A 17,084-nucleotide genomic window follows, 5' to 3' on the forward strand; every position below is an offset into this window, starting at 1 on the left:
TGCCGCCTATCCGCAGCAGCTCGTGGAGCAGCAGGCAGGTGCCTCGCTCTCCACCGGCTTGCGCGCTTCGATGATGGCCGAGACCACGTAGTCCTCGATGCCGCGGCCGGGTGCCCAACTGGCGATCAACTGGCGGCTTTCGTCCTTGGCCGTCACGCGCACATCGAGAAAACCGGCGGCTTGCAGCCATGTCTCGACTTGCGCGGATTGCGCCGCGCCCGCGACGCAACCACAGACAAGCGCTCGGTTGGTTGCCAGCTCCGGCGTCAGCGGCCTGATGTTGATCACATCGGAAATCGCCAGACGGCCACCCGGTTTCAGCACGCGAAATGCATCACGAAACACCTGTGCCTTATCGGGCACGAGATTGATGACGCAGTTCGAGAGGATCACGTCGGCCGTGTTGTCGGCGACCGGCAGATGCTCGATCTCACCGAGGCGAAACTCGACGTTCGCGGCACCGGCCTTGGCGGCGTTCTCCCGCGCCTTGGCCAGCATTTCGTGCGTCATATCCACGCCGATGACATGCCCGCCCGGTCCCACCTGGCGCGCGGCCAGCAGGCAATCGAAGCCGGCGCCACTGCCCAGATCGACGACGACCTCGCCCGGCTTCATATCGGCGATCGCCTGTGGATTCCCGCAACCCAGGCCGAGGTTTGCGCCGTCGGGCACGGCCGCCAGCTCCTCGGCGGAGTAGCCCATGACGCGCGCCTTGCCATCGACCTCGGCGCCGACCGGCGTGCCGCGGCAGCCCGGCGCCGCGGGCGCACAGCAATCAGAGAGAGTGCCCGCGGCGATGCCGCCATAACGGGTACGCACCATTTCCTTGATCTCCGCACTATCCACGGCTCATGCACTCCTTTTCTTCGCCGGTGCGGTTTTGCAGCCGCCCTGGGACAAGCCGGCCGGCAGGCCGCAGGCAGCAGGATTGCCTTGGCAACAATTCTCGGTCAGGAAGCCGAGCAGCGCACGCATGGTTGGATATTCGGCCACGTAGATCAGCGACCGGCCGTTACGTGTGCAACTGGCAAGTCCTGCGTGCTTCAGTTCCTTGAGATGGAACGCGAGCGTGGCGGACGGCAGGCCGAGCTGTTCGCCGATCTGACCGGCCGGGAGGCCATCCGTACCGGCCTCGACCAGCAGGCGGTAGATATCGAGGCGGGTTTCTTGGGCGAGCGCGGCGAGCGCGGCCAGGGCGGCTGTCTTTTCCATATCTCCATATATATCGAGATTTGGCCCGCCAGCAAGGGTGTCAACGGACCGGCATCGCCGCCATGTGGCCGGACCGCCCACGGCAGACGGGTCGGAGCGCGGCGATCCGCTGCACGACAAGCAAGACGGGGTTGCCTGTATCTCGGGGCCGGACAGTGTGAGAATGGTCGGAGCGGCGGGATTCGAACCCACGACCCCCAGTCCCCCAGACTGATGCGCTACCAGACTGCGCTACGCTCCGACCGGTGGGGAGCGTCCCTGTAGCAGCCCACGGCCCGCATCGCAATGCGGACGTGCCACCCGTTGGCGTTTCACCCCGGTTTGCCCACATTCCTCCGCATGATCGCTTTCGCCGACCTGCTGGAACGGCTGGTCTTCACACCATCCCGCAATGCCAAGATCGCCCTGCTGCGGCGCTATTTCGCCGCTCAGCCGGATCCGGACCGCGGCTTCGGCCTGGCCGCGATCACCGGCGAGTTGCGCTTCACCGCCGCCAAGCCCAGCCTGATCCGGGACCTGGCCGCCAGCCGCGTCGATCCCGTGCTGTTCGACTGGTCCTATGACTATGTCGGCGACCTGGCGGAGACCGTGGCGCTGATCTGGCCCGCCGCGGCGCGGCATGCGGACCCGCCCGGCCTGGCCGAGGTGGTGGAAGTACTGGAGACCGCCGCCAGGGCGGACCTGCCGCGTATCGTCGCGGGATGGCTGGACAGCATCGACGCATCATCGCGGCTCGCCCTGCTGAAGTTGATCACCGGCGGCCTTCGCGTGGGGGTCTCGGCGCGGCTGGCCAAGATCGCGCTGGCGGAACTGGGGGATGTCCCGCCCGACGAGGTGGAAGAAGTATGGCACGGCCTCTCACCGCCCTATCGTCCGTTGTTTGAATGGCTGGAAGGGCGCGCCCCGAAACCCGATCCGCGCGACCAGCCCGTGTTCCGGCCGCCGATGCTGGCCCATCCGCTGGAAGCCGCCGACCTGGCGGCGCTGCGGCCCGAGGATTGGCGGGCGGAATGGAAATGGGACGGCATCCGTGTGCAGCTCGTCGCGACGGCTGGCGGCCGGCGCCTGTTCTCCCGCGGCGCCGACGACATTTCGATGGGCTTCCCCGAGGTGGTGGAGGCGATGGACTTCCATGCCGTGCTGGATGGCGAATTGCTGGTGCTGCGGGACGGCGTGGTCGCGCCGTTCGCCGACCTGCAGCAACGTCTGAACCGCAAGAGCGTCACCGGAAAGCTGATGCAGCACTATCCAGTCGGCGTGCGGCTGTACGACCTGTTGTTCGAAGGCACCGAGGACCTGCGTCATCTTCCCTTCGACACCCGGCGGCAGCGCCTGGAGGCATGGCTGGCGCGGCAGCGGCCCGCCCGCATGGACCTGTCGCCGCTGATCCGCTTCGGGTCCCTGGCCGAGCTGGCGGTGCTGCGCGACGGCGCGCGGGCCGCGTCGATCGAGGGCCTGATGCTGAAACGCGGCGACAGCCCCTACATGGCCGGGCGGGTCAAGGGCCAGTGGTGGAAGTGGAAGCGCGACCCGCTGACCGTTGACGCTGTGCTGATGTATGCCCAGCGCGGCCACGGCAAGCGCAGCAGCTTCTATTCGGACTACACGTTCGGGGTCTGGCGTGACGATGAGCTGGTGCCGGTCGGCAAGGCTTATTTCGGCTTCACCGACCAGGAGCTCGTCTTCCTCGACAAATGGATCCGCGACCACACCACCGCTCGGTTCGGACCGGTGCGGGAAGTGGAGAAGGCCCTGGTCCTGGAAGTGGCCTTCGATGCCGTGCAGCGCTCGACGCGGCACAAATCCGGCGTGGCGATGCGGTTCCCGCGCATTGCCCGCATCCGCACCGACAAGCCGGCCGCCGAGGCCGACCGGCTGGAAACGCTGATGGCGCTGGTGGAGGACAAGGTGGCGGCGGACGGGATGCCGGCGGACGGGATGCCGGCGGACGGAACGACGGTGCCGGCCTGATTGACCGGACACCACGGGCATGCTCGCCTCCCGGACCAGACCGAGGGGAGAACGCCATGCCACTGACCGTCAGCACCACCCGTCAGCGCCTGCAGGCCGGCAAGACCGCCCTGGGCTTCGGTGTCCATCACCTGCGCACCGTCGCCGCGCCAGTGCTGGCGCGCGCCACCGGCCATGACTGGATGTTCATCGACGGTGAGCATGGGGCGTTCACCATCCAGGAAATGACCCAGCTTTGCATCGCCGCATTGCCCACCGGCGTGACGCCGATCGTCCGCGTCTGCGCCAACGCGATCGACGAGGCGACGCGGGCGCTGGACAACGGCGCCATGGGCATCGTCATGCCGCATGTCGATACGGCGGCGCAGGCCAGGCGCATCGCCGACGCGCTGCATTACCCGCCGATGGGCCACCGCTCCTGGGGCGGGCCGCCCGCCGTCTACGGCTACCAGGCACCCGCGACCGCCGAGGCGCAGGCGGCGATCAACGCCGAGATTCTGACCATCGTCATGCTGGAGAGCCCGGAAGCCGTCGCCAACGCCGATGCCATCGCCGCCGTGCCGGGGGTGGACGTGCTGTTCATCGGCACCTCCGACCTGACGGCGGAACTGGGCATTTCCGGCCAGATGGGCCACCCGAGGGTGATCGAGGCATACCAGGCCGTCGGCGACGCCTGCCGCAAGCATGGCAAGGTGCTGGGCATGGGCGGCGTCTATGACGAGGAGAACGCCGCCCGCTACGTCAGGATGGGCGCACGCTTCCTGCTCAGCGGCTCCGACCACAGCTACATCATCAGCGGCGCCGGTCAGCGTGCCGCGTTCTTCGAGCGTCTGGCATGAGCGCCGTCCGCCGGCAGGCGCGAGCCGACCCGCCTCGATCCGTCGTGCGATACCGCACGCTTCCCTAACGTCGTGCGATACCGCACGCTTCCCTAACGTCGTGCGATGCCGCACGCTTCCCTAACAACATCCGGCCCCCTACCCTGCCACCCATCCGATATCCGGAGGAAACAAAATCATGAAAGCCGCCGTGTTTCACGCCCCGCACCAGCCGCTGACCATCGAGGACGTGGAGATCATGAAGCCGAAACGGCGGGAGGTGCTGCTGCGCACCGCCTTCGCGGGCCTGTGCCACTCCGACCTGCATTTCATGGAAGGGCTCTACCCCTATCCGGCGCCCGCGGTGCTGGGCCATGAGGGGGCGGCGGTGGTGGAAGCGGTGGGTGAGGACGTCACCTATGTGAAGCCCGGCGATCACGTCATCACCTGCCTGTCGGTCTTCTGCGGCGAGTGCGAATATTGCACCACCGGCCATACCAACCTGTGCGACAATACCGAGGTGAAGCTGCTGCCGGGCGCCGCCCGCCGCATGACCTGGAAAGGCCAGGTGTTGAACCAGGCCTTCAACCTGTCGGTCTTCGCCGAGCAGATGCTCGTCCATGAGCACGCCATCGTGAAGATCAACAAGGAGATTCCGCTGGATCGCGCCGCGCTGGTCGGCTGCGGCGTCATGACCGGCGTCGGCGCCGTGTTCAACGCGGCGAAGGTGGAGCCGGGCAGCACCGTCGCGGTCATCGGCTGCGGGGGCATCGGCCTGTCGGCGGTGAACGGCGCGGCGATCGCCGGGGCGGAACGGATCATCGCAATCGATACGAACTCCTCGAAGCTGGAAAAGGCGAAGGAGATGGGGGCGACCCACACCATCAACGCCTCCAACGTCGATCCCGTCGCCGCGGTGAAGGACATGACCGACGGCAAGGGGGTACCCTATTCGTTCGAGGCGATCGGCCTGAAGGTCACGGCGGAGCAGAGCTTCGCGATGCTGCGGCCGGGCGGCGTCGCCACCATCATCGGCATGATCCCGTTCGGCGAGAAGATCGAGCTGCACGGCGCCGACTTCCTGCGCGACCGCAAGATCCAGGGCACCAGCATGGGCGGCAACCGCTTCCGCGTCGACATGCCGCGCCTGCTGGAGCTGTGGCGGCAGGGGCGGCTGAAGCTGGACCACCTGATCTCGGGCAAGATCAAGCTGAATGAGATCAACGAAGGCTTCGCCAAGCTGAAATCGGGCGCACCGGTGCGCAACCTGATCGATTTCGGCGTCGCCGGCTGAGCGTGATCGCCTGAGGCCGGCGGGTCGACCGGCGGGTCGGAAGGCGTCGATTGCGCCGTTGACTCAAAAGCATATTTATATCAGCTACTTATACAAAAAATGTAGCAAAAACAGTCTGTTAATGGCAAAATAAAAAGATGGACGCCTAGCGCACATCTAGCACAAAAACGCTACCAAAGGTGCAGCCATGACAGACATGACCCCGACCGCACGCCACAAGTTTCTAGATGGCAAAGTCCAACTCTACATGCGGGCCAAGAGTCCGCATTGGCAATGCTCCTGCTCCATCGCAGGGAAGCAGATGCGAACCAGCACCAAGGAAGAGAGCCTAGCCCGCGCTAAAGACGTTGCGCGCGACTGGTATCTCGGTCTCATGGGCAAATACCGCGCCGGAGAGATCAAGGAAGGCACGCCCTTCAAGAAGGCCGCGCAGCACTTCCTTTCCGAATACACCATCATCACCGAGGGGGAGCGCAACGCCAAATACGTTGAAGGCCACGGCATCCGGCTTCGCGTCCATCTGCTGCCGTTCTTTGGCGACAAGATGGTCGAGGAAATCACCCCCGGACTTGTGCAGGAATACCGCGTCCACCGCATGACCTCGCGCAAGGACAAGGAGGGCAACCCAATGCGCCCTTCGCGGTCAACGCTTCACTCCGAAATCATCACCCTACGCCACGTCCTGAAAACCGCGCAGCGCCATAACTGGCTTCCCTACCTGCCGGACATTTCCGCGCCATATAAGGCTTCGGGCAAGATCGCGCACCGCGCTTGGTTTTCGCCGGAGGAATACAAGCAGCTTTACAAGGCGACGGGAGAGAGAGCGAAGAACCCCAAGAAAGAGCGGTGGCGGTCAGCCTGTGAGGATTTGCATGACTATGTGCTGTTCATGGTGAACAGCGGCCTGCGACCCGACGAGGCCAAGCGCATTGAGGTGCGCGACGTGGAGGTTGTCACCGAGAACAAAGAACGCATCTTGGTTATCACGGTGCGCGGCAAGCGGGGTGTCGGCTACTGCAAAACGATGCCCGGTGCCGTGCTGCCGTTCCAACGGATGCAGAAGCGCCACAAGCTAGGAGCCAAAGACCTCATTTTCCCGAAAATCCAACGTGAACTGTTCAACACGATTCTGGACGAACTAGGGATGAAACAGGACAGGGAAGGCAACCCGCGCACGGCCTACAGTCTGCGCCACACCTACATCAGCTTTCGGCTCATGGAAGGAGCCGACATTTATCAAGTAGCTAAAAACTGCCGCACCAGCGTTGAAATGATCGAGAAATTCTATGCTTCTCACATCAAAGACATGATCGACGCGGCAGCGATCAACACAAGGAAGAAACGCTAAGTAGGTTATTGACGAATATTCTATTTTTTTGTCAAATGGGGATCGCCTTCGGTTGACGCAGCGAGTCTTTCGCCGCATATGCCCGAACCCTTAGCCGGTGTGGTGAAATTGGTAGACGCGCTGGATTCAAAATCCAGTTCCGCAAGGAGTGTCGGTTCGAGTCCGACCACCGGCACCATCTTCTTTGTTCCTTGCAATAGCGCCGAACGGCGCTTGCCCTTTGGCCCAAAGCCGAAACCACGGCGACGGCCTTTGCGAAGGTTCAGACTGAACAGGTTGAACCGTTGGGCATGAGGTTCCCGAACGGGAACCGCCCATCGCACTCTTATTCCTCTGTCGACAAATCTGCGAAGCGCGACTCGGCAGGCTTGCTCGCCAGCACCGCCTCCGCGCGGTTTCATCGCCCCATAGCAATCGCTCGACCTTGCCCCGCAAGAGAGTCTTGGCGGCACGCCGTATCTGTTCGCCAGCCTTGAGCTCCTGAACCGACTTTCCGGCAGCTTCATCTTTCGTGATCGCGCAGCCCCGCACGAGCAGTTTCACCCAACCGTCCTCGCCACGTTGCAGGGCAACTTGGCGCTCGCCTATGCGGAACGCCTTGCCTTTGCGGCGGTTGTGAAAGACGCCTTCCTTCCAGCGGATAACGTCAGCCGCGATAAAGTCCTACGCCCGATTCGAGCGTCACGCCAATGCAGTCTGCCGGATTTCTACGAGCGAGAGCAGCGCGTCATAGATGCGCTGCCGGTCGATATCCAGTCCGAACCCGGCGATCACGGCGTCATCGAACGCCTGACGGTCGGCTTGTTCCAGTTCATCGGCCACATCGAGAATATCCCGTTGTAGCAAGGGCGCGAAGGCAGCCTTGATAGAATCGATTCCCGCCTTGTTGAGGCGTGCCGGATCGAGAACGTGCATGAAATCCTCAATCCGGTCCTTGTTGAGGTCCAGCGCGCCAAGACCGCGCCCAAATCCCATGCCCTCAATAATAAACATCGCAATCGTGCTGTTCAGCAGAGCATGGACAAGGTCAATATCGACCGCACCGATAGGTTCAAGTCGGACAAGCCGTTGGTCGGCAAAGGCTGGCGGATCGACGCGGCCGACAAAAAGACGGTCGCCATAGTTGATGAACATAACAAGGTCGGTGAGCGTGTCGGCCTTCATCTCATACCACATGAGGCCGCTGGTTTGTAGTTTGGCGATGGTCTCAGGCGTCTCGAAACGCCCGATCCAGTTCAAAGCTCCTGTGTGGCCAAGAGCCGTGAGTTCATCCTTTGTGCGCGAGCAGGAAAAGGCCTCTTTCGCCGCCGGACACCGAAGGCGAGTGAAATCCGTGGGGCTTTTTGCGAGCGGCTTGATGTAGTCAGGCTCAATTCCGTGTCCGGCGGCTGGATAAAACAGCTTGTTCATGCCGCGTCGCTCACCACGGCGCAATGTGAAGAGGTTCTTGAGTGGTACTAGCGGCAAGGACAGAACCCAGTCGCAATCGACAAATTGCGCATTGCCGCCAAGGCCGAGCGGCCTGAACTGGGCGAGGTCTGCCGTGCTGACCGCTCGGATGGTCATGGTGTCGTTTTGCGTCTGCCCCAATTCAATCTGCGCGGCGGCGATTTGCACCGCGTCATCCTCCGCCAGTTCTTCGAGCGGCCTTGTCAGGACGACAAACTTAATGTCGCCGCTTGGCTGGGCGGGGTCAGCCTTCTTTTCCATGATGAGAATATTCGTCACCACTTCGCTGTTTTGGAACCAGCGGCCCGCGCCGGACGTGACTACGCATTTCAGGTCGTAGTAGCGTCCTAGGAGATTGTAGAACGCATCGCCCCAATCCGTGCCCAACCACGCATTGGTGATGATGATGCCGAGACGACCGCCATCGGCAAGCAGGGGGTGAAGCGAAAATGGCAGATAGGCCGCAACATCGGCGCGCCGCGTGAAGCGCTGCCCTTCCTCCCCCATTGTCGCCACCACTCGGTCGAGGGCATTGCCATACTGCTTGCGGCCCTCTTGGGCCACGAAAGGGAGGTTGCTTGTGATCGCCTGAAACTGTCCAAGCGCCTCGGTAAAGACCGTGCCGTTGGTAGGATTACGAAAGTCAATCGCAGTGTCAGGCTCTAGTGCGAAAGCATCGCGCTGGTATATGCGCAATGGGATGTTCATCAAGCTCGGCTTTGCGAGCGCAAATGTCGCTATCTGGACGGCTTGCGGGTCTTGATCGCCTGCGAACACCGTTGCCGCCACGCGGTCTGGCGAAATATTCACAGCAAGCTTTTGTTCCATCGCTGCGCGCGCAATCGTGCCGCTACCGCAACAAGGATCGAGAACCCTGTCATCAATTGTGTTCCTAACGCACAGATTCACGAGAAGGCGCGCCAGTTCGATAGGTGTAGGATATTGTCCGCGCAACTTGCGCACGGCCACTTCCACCGTGGCTTCCAACACGTTGGAGAGTTGGCCCTGATCTACCGAACCGACTCGTAAGTCGGAAAGCAGTCTGTTGAACTGCTTGAGTTGCTCCCAAACGCTGTTGGGAATCGCCCCAAGTCCGATGCTATCCGAAAAGATCGTCCAGAAATTGCAATCTTCTGAGAGTTGCCGGAACAGGGTCAGCGCTTCGGCAGGTGTGGTTTCATCGCCGATTGTGGCGACGCGCTGAGCGCGGGTGTCCTTTTCCCGCAGGATATGGCCGAAGAGGATTTTGCCGATCCAGTTGGAGATCACGGCCTGCGCCAGAACCTGCTCCATCGTGCCGCCCGCGTATTCGGCCTGATAGCGATTCCACCACAGGGTCATTTCGGCGCGGAGCGTGCCGTTACGTTTGGACGCTTCAACGAGAGCTTCCGCGACCTGGCCCGCATTCTCCATGATGAGCGCAGTGACCCCGCCGCTGCGATAGGCATCAATGAACTGCCGCCCTTGCAGCGTTCCCCGGTCGAAAAGATCATTGAGATAGCCGAATATCGTTTCGGCCAGCGCCTCCCATCGGGTGCGGTTGCGCACCACCGCAGTCCGAGTCGTGATGTCTGCCAGATCGCCCCACGCATGGCTGCGCACAAAAGCGTCCGTGTCGGCATTGCGGACGTAGAGATGTGCGTGAGACACATTCCAAAGCAGGAAGCTGTCGAGGCCGAGCGCGCGGGCCTTCGTCTCCGCGTTCTCGCGGAACTCGGCATCGTCAATGCCCGTGTCGGGCATTTTTAATTCCCAGCCCTGCAATATCCGCGCTGTCGCCCGATCGCCGAATAGTAATACGTCAGGGAACAGGCTGCCGCCTTCGGCCTTGACGGTCTGTTCTCCGCCAGCATCCTTGATGGAGCGATTGTCCCGAGTGGCAAGATGCTTGAGATGGCCGATCAGGTCGATTGCCCATGATCGCTCATTATAAGTCGCAGCTCCACCGTTCATACGGCGTGCCTTTCACTCTCAAGAAGCACCACATCGACATCGACCATGCCACGCCTGTTTGGTTGACCCGCCCGCGCCGCCGGTTGGAGTGCCGAGAATAAGGGAGGCGGCGGCTCCTTCGCCTTCATGGCAACTTCGACTTCCGCAAGGCGCTCCTTGGCGACTTTGATGTAATCAATGCGTTTTTCCTTGAAGAGGTGGACCTCCTCGTTTTTCTCGATACCGATGAAACGACGCCCCTCCAAGGCCGCCGCCACCAGAAAGCTGCCGCTGCCAAAGGCGTTATCGAGAACAACATCGCCTTCGCCCGTGAACATCCGAATGAGATAGCGCCCCAGCGCAACGGGTTTTTGCGTGGGATGCCAGACCCGACCGCCAGCCTCGCTTTCCGCTGTCTTGCAATACAGCGTATCGGTCGGAAAACGCTCGCCGTCGCTTTTAACCTGTACTGGCCGGAAATCGCCGTAGCTTCCCGTATATTGGGCCTTGCGCGTGCCTTTATTGTAAGGCTCGCCCTTCGACATAACAGGCCGGTAGTTCGGCTGGCTCCCGTAGAAGATGCAAATATCCTCGTGCTGCCGCAGCGGCTGACGCCGTGCGTTCAGGAAGTTTGTCGGCTTACTCTTAACCCACACGAATTTGTAGCGGAACCAATCCTCATTGCTAAGAATGAGCCGAGCCGTGAAGATGCCTTGCGAGGTCAGAGCGATAACACCCTTCGGCTTGATGATACGCTGATATTGTTCCCACAACTCTTCTAGCGGGATCACACTATCCCATTTGTTTTGCGTGGTGCCGTAGGGAAGATCGCAGAGAATCATATCGACAGAAGCGTCTTTCAGCTTCTTCATGACCTCCAAACAATCACCTTTATAAATATCCCCACCCAAATATTTCATTTCGCAGACTGCCTTGCCGATGTCTCTTCAGCCATGAGTCCAGCGAGCAGGGGGGCATCGGCGCGCTCGCGCTGTTCAATGAAGTCGCAAATCGCACGACGACCGAGCCATGCCAGCGAGCGCTCTGTGCGCGTAGCTATACGTTGAAGAGCTTCATATTCGGCATCATCCAAATTGACCGTGATGCGATGCTTAGCAGCCATCACCATGGCCCCCTTTCCATTTTGCATCATTGTGCATCACTCTGAGGCGTAAGGCAATAGGAAAGAACATTGGGAGAACAAACGCTCTATTACAAGCCCGATCATCTGGCGTCCCCTCCGGTCAGGCTCTATCGCGCTCGCGCGACGGAACCGGCGAGCCGTCTCCGCCCAATGCGGGTAGCGATCCTTGACGCAGGATAGGGCGGGCTTGCTCCTTGTTAATCCGGCGCTTGCGGCAAGCGCATCACTGATATGTCTTGCCGTTCCATGCGAAGGTCTTGCTGCCGCCCTCATAGCGCAAATCGTGCATCCCGTGATGCACGGTCGGCAGCACGAAGACCTTGCCGTCGCTTTGGGCCAGAACAATCAATTGCCGGGCATAACCCGCAGGCGTGGCGAGAAGCGCCCAGGTGGCGCAGGCGCTCGTGCTGATTTGCCAGCAATAGCCCTCGCTGTAGGAGCGGAAAATGAGGTCGGGCCTATGGTCGCCGTTCAGGTCGGCGTGGCCGAGCTGAACAGGCAGGGCCTTGAGGTCGTCCTTGCCGAGCGCCAGCTTCACGGCGGCCAGTTCCGCCGGGGTCGGCTTGGCTTCTACCGTGACGGCCACCGCGCCGCCCGCCGCCATGGCGTGAGACGCCATCCCGCCCACCGCCAACGCAGCCAATGCCGCAAGGGTCGTTTTCTTCATCGTCATATATCCCCCGTCTTTGGTTGAGCGCCGTTCCTAAATCCGCGCCGTCCTTGCATCAATATTTGACGCGCGTATTGCGCCGCATCGTTATTCAGCGGCGGTTTCGGGCGCAAAAATATTGCCGCACGCCGCGCATATCCATGACTTTTCCCAGCGCTCCCGTTCAAGGTTATACTGCGGCAGCGACTTGACCTTGCGATAAAGGAGATAAGCCGCCGCGGCGAACAGTAGAAATAAGAACGCCACCCCGCCATACGCGCCGCTGTCTCCATGCCCCGCAATAAGGGCTGACAGAAAAAGGAAGCCCGTGATTGCCGTGAACGCCACCCTGACAGGCATCCCGGATTTTGGAGGCGCGGCGCGTTTGCCGAGGGCCGTCGTGGTCTGGCTGGTTGAATCGAAGCTTCCCCGGCCCGCTCCCCCGTACGTTACCGTGGTCGTGGTTCCTTGCTCGTGGGCCATCGAGCAGAGGTGGGCGTTATGGGAGTGGCATTTCGGACATTCCATCGCAGATCCTCATATCAGGTGTGCACAACACGTTCGGCGGGTGGAATCAGCCGGCGACACCCCCTTGTCCGGGGGCGCACGCCACTGAAAACCGGGTGTTGGAAACCTGAAACGAGACAGGCGCGAACGCCTTTAAGCCGGGTGGCTCTGGACATGCGCGTCCGCCACCCGGTCGCCAATCTGGCTCCGGCTCTCGTTTCAGGGGTTTCCACGCCCCACCCCCGCGTCTCCGTGAGGGCGCGGGCAGCATAAGAATTTTACCACCGCGCCGCAATAACGACGGTAGAGCTTCCGCGCCCACCGCAGGCGGGGTTTAGAACCCCGGCCCACGAGCGCCAGCGCGACCGATTTTGAAGCGGCGGGTTGCGATAGTGCGTTTGATGGTATCGAGAGATGCCAGCGCGGCAGCGCGTTCGGTGGTGCCGGGCTTGGTTGCCGCCAGTGCTTGGCTGACGCTGTAGAACTTGGAGTGCAGCGCGGCTTCTTGCAGGGTGTTCAGGTCGGCTTGGGCGATGAAGATGCTCATGGCGTGTCTCCCGATGCTTTGGAGGCCGCAACCATCACGGCCTTTCATGCCCCCGAAAAGCCATCTGGATTTGACGGGCGCACCCGCAGGGCCGGAACGCAGAGGAGGAGCCCTTCAGGGCTTGCGCCCATCAGGCAAAGACGGATGGCAGGGTGCATGATGAAAAGGACGAGATGGTAGTGGCCGTGCAGCGGGAACCAGACCCCGTTAGCCTATCGCCTGTCTGAATGAACCTTGCGGGAAAACTGTCCGTGTCACGAGGATACGGGCGTTGCCGTTGGCCTGCGTCCTACTCGCTGACGCTCACGGAACCGCGCACCGTGTTTCCGCCATCCGGTGACGACCGCGCACGCATGAATCGTGCGGCTGTGCCGCGCATTGGTGTCGGCGGCTGCGCCGCCCGTTGGTTCCGGCGGCTGTGCCGCCTGTCTGTTTGGGGGCTGCCGCCCCTTTTTGTTTCGGGGGCTGCGCCCCTTCGCCGTCAAGACCAAGCCCAAGGGGGCGGAAAACGCCCGCCGTGTAGTCGCTGCGCTCCGGCCCGCACCACCGGACGTTTTCCGGTCTGGACAGCGGAATCCCTGCTCATTGCCGCGTGGCTAGTCGGTTGCATGTGCAACCCATTAGCCAAGGAAGAAAAGGCAATGAAACAAGATGTTTATGAACGTGTAACCGCCCACATCGTGACCGCACTGGAAAACGGCGTCCGCCCGTGGTTCCAGCCGTGGAACGTGGCCCATGCTGCAGGACGCATCACCCGCCCCTTGCGGGCGAACGGCCAGCCCTATCGCGGCATCAATGTATTGATGCTGTGGGGTGCCGCCTGTGAGCGCGGTTATCACGCGCCTATCTGGATGACCTACAAACAGGCGCAGGAACTAGGGGGCCATGTCCGCAAGGGCGAGAAAGGCAACCTTGTCGTTTACGCCAATACCATCACCAAGACCGAAGCCGACGAGAACGGCGACGAGCAGGAGCGCGATATTCCCTTTATGAAGGGCTATACCGTCTTCAACGTGGAACAGGTGGAGGGCTTGCCTGCGCATTTCTACGCGCTGGCCGAGCGCCCCGCCGACACCGTGCGGCGCATCGCCCATGCGGAGGATTTCTTTGCCGCGACAGGTGCGGATATCCGCCACGGCGGGAGCCGCGCCTATTACAGCCCCGCCCATGACTTTGTGCAGATGCCGCCGTTTGAAGCCTTCCGCGAAGCGGAAGCCTATTACGCCACGCTCGCCCATGAACTGACCCATTGGACGAAAGGCGCGAAGCGCTTGGAGCGGGATTTTGGCCGCAAGCGGTGGGGTGACGAAGGTTACGCGATGGAGGAACTTGTGGCCGAGCTTGGCGCGGCCTTCCTGTGCGCCGACCTGTCCTTGTCGCCCGAACCCCGCGACGAGCACGCCGCCTATATCGGCAACTGGCTCAAGGTGCTGAACGAGGACAAGCGGGCGATATTCAGCGCCGCCGCCCATGCGCAGCGGGCCGCCGATTATCTCCATAGCTTGCAGCCGCAGCCCGCCGCCGTGAAGGAAGCCGCCTGACAGGGCAGCGCCGGAGGGGAAACCCTCCGGCAATGCGCCCGAAAGCGCAGGGTTGAGCCGCCGTCATGTTGACGGCGGCACTCCCTTATCCCGCCCGACCCGCCCCTGTGAGGGCGTCGCAGCCCCTTGGGGGCGCGACGTAAAATCATCGGAAAAGGCGGCAACGGGGGCCGCCGTCCGGCCAATGGCGGCGCTAAAGCCTACCTATTCGCCGTATTATTGTGCAGAACATAGTATCCGGCATCAGGAGGGGAGCGCGCGCCGATGGAGTCTACACCCTATGAAACGCTCATGGATGCGTTTCTGAATACCCCGGAAATGTCCGATTGGGAGGATTTTGTCGCCGCTGCGCGGCGACAGCTTGAGACGGGCGCGGACACCGTGACCGTCCCCGTCGCCTTTCTGCGCCGCGTCATCGACGACATCGCCACGTCGCCCCTCATGTTCGTCGCCGTGCGGGAGGACTGGAACCGCCATTGCGACAGCCACGGCCAGCCCGCGTTCAAGGAGCGTGGCGGTAGGGCGGAGGACGACGACGACAACGGCGACGGGCCGTTCTGATGCGGCGGGCGGTGCAAGCCTTCCTTGCCCGCCTGTTTCTTGCCGTGGCGTGCTTTGCGCCACTGTCCGCCGCCGCGCAGCAGCCGGGCAGCTACCGCGACGCGGTGCAAGCCTACCTCGCCGCCGAGCGGGATATTGCCCAAGCACAGGCCACGGCCAATGCGGGCAGGCTACGGCCATACGACTACCTCAACCAATGGGAGAGCGACCGCGCCAAGATGGCGGCGCTCAAACGGCAGTGGGGCGACCGCATCGTCGCGGACGCCGCCAAGGCCGACCCGGCCCTTGCCCCCTCGATTACGCCCGACCATCTGCATTTCCCAGCAAAATACAGCGACGCCTATCAATCGCGCCAACTCCGCATGGCGGACGTTATCGGCAAAGTCATCGCCGCCGTCATCGGCGCCGGGCTGCTATTCGGCCTCTGGAAACTTCTCCCCAAGCTTTTTCGCGACAAAGCCGAGGAACCACCCTCGGACGTGTACGGCACGGCCAGCTATGCCCCCATCCGCTATGTCATGCCGAGCGCCGCCTATCATCATCGGGGCGTGTTCTTGGGCAAATCCAGCGACCCCGACGCCGACGACGTGCCGACCGTGGAGCATCCCGGCGCACCCGTCTGCTCGCGGCCCGAACACCATGTCTTGATTGTCGCCCCGACCCGCACGGGCAAGGGCACGAGAATTTTGGTGCCGACGCTGTTGTCCTATCATGGCTCGGTCTTGGCCATCGACCCGAAGGGCGAGAACGCCGCCATCACGGCGCGCGCCCGCGCTGCGCTGCCGGGATTGCCGGACGCGGAGGTGTTTATCGTCAATCCGTGGGACGAACTGGCGGACACGTTCAACGGGCTTGGGTTTCAGCCAGCGGCCTATAACCCGCTCGACGTGATCGAGCGGGACGACCCGAACGCCGTGGCCGTCGCGCAGGCGCTCGCGGCCACGGTCTGCCCCGCCACGTCCGAGAAGGACAGGTTCTGGCAGGGCAGCGCCGCCAATATCCTTGCGGCGGTGTTCCTCTGGATTACCGACCAGCCGGGCGAGGTAAAAACCCTCGCCCGCGCCCGTGAAATCGTCAGCCTTAGCCACAAGGACTTCACCGAGCGGTTCTTGGTTCCCATGGCCGCGTCGTCCGCGTTTGGCGGAGCCATCCGCGAAATGGTCAGCCAGTACCTCGACCTGGCGCATGAGACGTATAGCGGCATCATGTCCAATCTGACGGAGGCCACCAAATTTATCTCCGACCCGCAGTTGAAGGCCGCCACGTCGGAAAGCAGCTTCGACATGCGGCAGTTGGCGGCCTACCCGACGACGGTTTATCTCATCATTCCACCGGACAGGATGGACACGCAGCGGACATGGCTGCGGCTCATGGTGACGGCGGCAACGCACACCTTCAAACGCGCCAAGGCTGAACACAGGGGTGTTCACCGCACCCTGTTCCTCATTGACGAGTTCCCCGCCTTGGGCCGCATGCCGGACATGCCCCGCGACATTGCGACCATGGCCGGATACGGGGTGGACTATGCGCTGGCCGTGCAGGGCATCGACCAGCTCAAGGACGTGTACAAGGATGCGGCGGGGGCCATCCTCGGGAACTGCGCCTACAAATGGTATTGCAACGTCTCGGACTTGGAGAGCGCCAAGTACCTCTCCGACACGCTGGGCCAGAAGACCGTGAAGACCAAGAGCACCAGTATGGGGACGGACGGGAAGGAGTCCGAGAGCGTCGGCGAGACGGGCCGACCGCTTCTCATGCCCGATGAAATCATGACCCTTGGCCGTGACGTGGCCCTTGTGACCAATCCCGAGGGGCGACCCTTTTACCTTCGCCCCGTCGATTACTGGCAGCTTCATGACGCTTTCAAATGGACGCGCAAGCACCGCCCGAAGGAGTTGGGCGAGGTGTTTTTGCACCTCACGTATGACCCCAACCCGTACCGCCGCGCATAGACACCCGCAGCCGAGCGGCACGGTCATATCCCCGTAGGCAACGACGTAACGGGCGGAAAGGGCAGGATATTCACACCCCACTTTTTATGGTAAAGTGGAGCTTGGAGGGGTGTGCAAGCCATGGACGGACTGACCGTCCGTCCCCGCGCCCCGAAGGGG

At 62.3% G+C, this 17,084-nt stretch carries 15 protein-coding genes and 2 tRNA genes; 8 read left to right on the forward strand and 9 right to left on the reverse strand.

All coding sequences use genetic code 11. The annotated features are described in order from the left end of the window. Window positions 1–6: 6 nt before the first annotated feature. From VHC04_RS19565 to VHC04_RS19575, 3 genes are all read right to left on the reverse strand, one after another. Window positions 7–846: an arsenite methyltransferase gene (locus tag VHC04_RS19565; RefSeq protein WP_325684415.1), complete on the reverse strand. Its 840-nt coding sequence runs from the start codon at window positions 844–846 to the stop codon at window positions 7–9. Window positions 847–849: 3 nt separating this feature from the next. Beyond that, window positions 850–1,212 (reverse strand): ArsR/SmtB family transcription factor, encoded by a 363-nt coding sequence (locus tag VHC04_RS19570; protein ID WP_325684416.1) that lies wholly within the window; start codon window positions 1,210–1,212, stop codon window positions 850–852. Window positions 1,213–1,376: 164 nt separating this feature from the next. Then, window positions 1,377–1,453, reverse strand: a tRNA-Pro gene (locus VHC04_RS19575). A gap of 98 nt (window positions 1,454–1,551) precedes the next feature. Here VHC04_RS19575 and VHC04_RS19580 point away from each other — a divergent pair. From VHC04_RS19580 to VHC04_RS19600, 5 genes are all read left to right on the forward strand, one after another. Continuing rightward, window positions 1,552–3,183 carry a cisplatin damage response ATP-dependent DNA ligase gene (locus VHC04_RS19580; protein WP_325684417.1) on the forward strand — a complete coding sequence of 544 codons (1,632 nt, stop codon included), beginning with the start codon at window positions 1,552–1,554 and terminating at the stop codon, window positions 3,181–3,183. 56 nt (window positions 3,184–3,239) lie between these two features. Next, window positions 3,240–4,022, forward strand: coding sequence for an HpcH/HpaI aldolase family protein (locus VHC04_RS19585; RefSeq protein ID WP_325684418.1), 783 nt, complete (start codon window positions 3,240–3,242; stop codon window positions 4,020–4,022). 178 nt (window positions 4,023–4,200) lie between these two features. Next, complete coding sequence (locus VHC04_RS19590) at window positions 4,201–5,295, forward strand: Zn-dependent alcohol dehydrogenase (protein WP_325684419.1); 1,095 nt, start codon at window positions 4,201–4,203, stop codon at window positions 5,293–5,295. Between the two features lie 187 nt (window positions 5,296–5,482). Next, window positions 5,483–6,643, forward strand: a complete 1,161-nt coding sequence (locus VHC04_RS19595) for a tyrosine-type recombinase/integrase (RefSeq protein ID WP_325684420.1) — start codon at window positions 5,483–5,485, stop codon at window positions 6,641–6,643. Window positions 6,644–6,736: 93 nt separating this feature from the next. Then, window positions 6,737–6,821: transfer RNA gene (locus VHC04_RS19600), tRNA-Leu, on the forward strand. Between the two features lie 503 nt (window positions 6,822–7,324). Here the strand turns inward: VHC04_RS19600 and VHC04_RS19605 are convergent. The 6 genes from VHC04_RS19605 to VHC04_RS19630 form a co-directional block, all read right to left on the reverse strand. Further along, window positions 7,325–10,045 (reverse strand): N-6 DNA methylase, encoded by a 2,721-nt coding sequence (locus VHC04_RS19605; RefSeq protein WP_325684421.1) that lies wholly within the window; start codon window positions 10,043–10,045, stop codon window positions 7,325–7,327. Continuing rightward, window positions 10,042–10,944 (reverse strand): DNA-methyltransferase, encoded by a 903-nt coding sequence (locus VHC04_RS19610; protein WP_325684422.1) that lies wholly within the window; start codon window positions 10,942–10,944, stop codon window positions 10,042–10,044. The genes VHC04_RS19605 and VHC04_RS19610 overlap by 4 nt, the downstream gene beginning before the upstream one ends. Continuing rightward, the gene (locus VHC04_RS19615; protein WP_325684423.1) at window positions 10,941–11,153 is read right to left on the reverse strand and encodes a CopG family ribbon-helix-helix protein; all 213 of its coding nucleotides are present in this window, start codon (window positions 11,151–11,153) and stop codon (window positions 10,941–10,943) included. The genes VHC04_RS19610 and VHC04_RS19615 overlap by 4 nt, the downstream gene beginning before the upstream one ends. A 238-nt stretch (window positions 11,154–11,391) precedes the next feature. Then, window positions 11,392–11,835 carry a hypothetical protein gene (locus tag VHC04_RS19620; protein ID WP_325684424.1) on the reverse strand — a complete coding sequence of 148 codons (444 nt, stop codon included), beginning with the start codon at window positions 11,833–11,835 and terminating at the stop codon, window positions 11,392–11,394. Between the two features lie 90 nt (window positions 11,836–11,925). Then, window positions 11,926–12,345 (reverse strand): hypothetical protein, encoded by a 420-nt coding sequence (locus VHC04_RS19625; protein WP_325684425.1) that lies wholly within the window; start codon window positions 12,343–12,345, stop codon window positions 11,926–11,928. Between the two features lie 313 nt (window positions 12,346–12,658). After that, window positions 12,659–12,871 carry a hypothetical protein gene (locus tag VHC04_RS19630; RefSeq protein WP_325684426.1) on the reverse strand — a complete coding sequence of 71 codons (213 nt, stop codon included), beginning with the start codon at window positions 12,869–12,871 and terminating at the stop codon, window positions 12,659–12,661. A 641-nt stretch (window positions 12,872–13,512) separates the two neighbouring features. Here VHC04_RS19630 and VHC04_RS19635 point away from each other — a divergent pair. The 3 genes from VHC04_RS19635 (at window position 13,513) to VHC04_RS19645 (ending at window position 16,925) form a co-directional block, all read left to right on the forward strand. Beyond that, window positions 13,513–14,412 (forward strand): ArdC family protein, encoded by a 900-nt coding sequence (locus VHC04_RS19635; protein ID WP_325684427.1) that lies wholly within the window; start codon window positions 13,513–13,515, stop codon window positions 14,410–14,412. A gap of 291 nt (window positions 14,413–14,703) precedes the next feature. Next, window positions 14,704–14,973, forward strand: coding sequence for a hypothetical protein (locus tag VHC04_RS19640; RefSeq protein WP_325684428.1), 270 nt, complete (start codon window positions 14,704–14,706; stop codon window positions 14,971–14,973). Between the two features lie 11 nt (window positions 14,974–14,984). Then, a complete protein-coding gene (locus VHC04_RS19645) occupies window positions 14,985–16,925 on the forward strand; it encodes a type IV secretory system conjugative DNA transfer family protein (protein WP_325684429.1) in 1,941 nt (646 codons plus the stop codon). Window positions 16,926–17,084 lie beyond the last annotated feature (159 nt).

This window comes from Rhodopila sp., from assembly GCF_035548095.1.
In the GTDB taxonomy this organism is placed as follows: Bacteria; Pseudomonadota; Alphaproteobacteria; order Acetobacterales; family Acetobacteraceae; genus Rhodopila.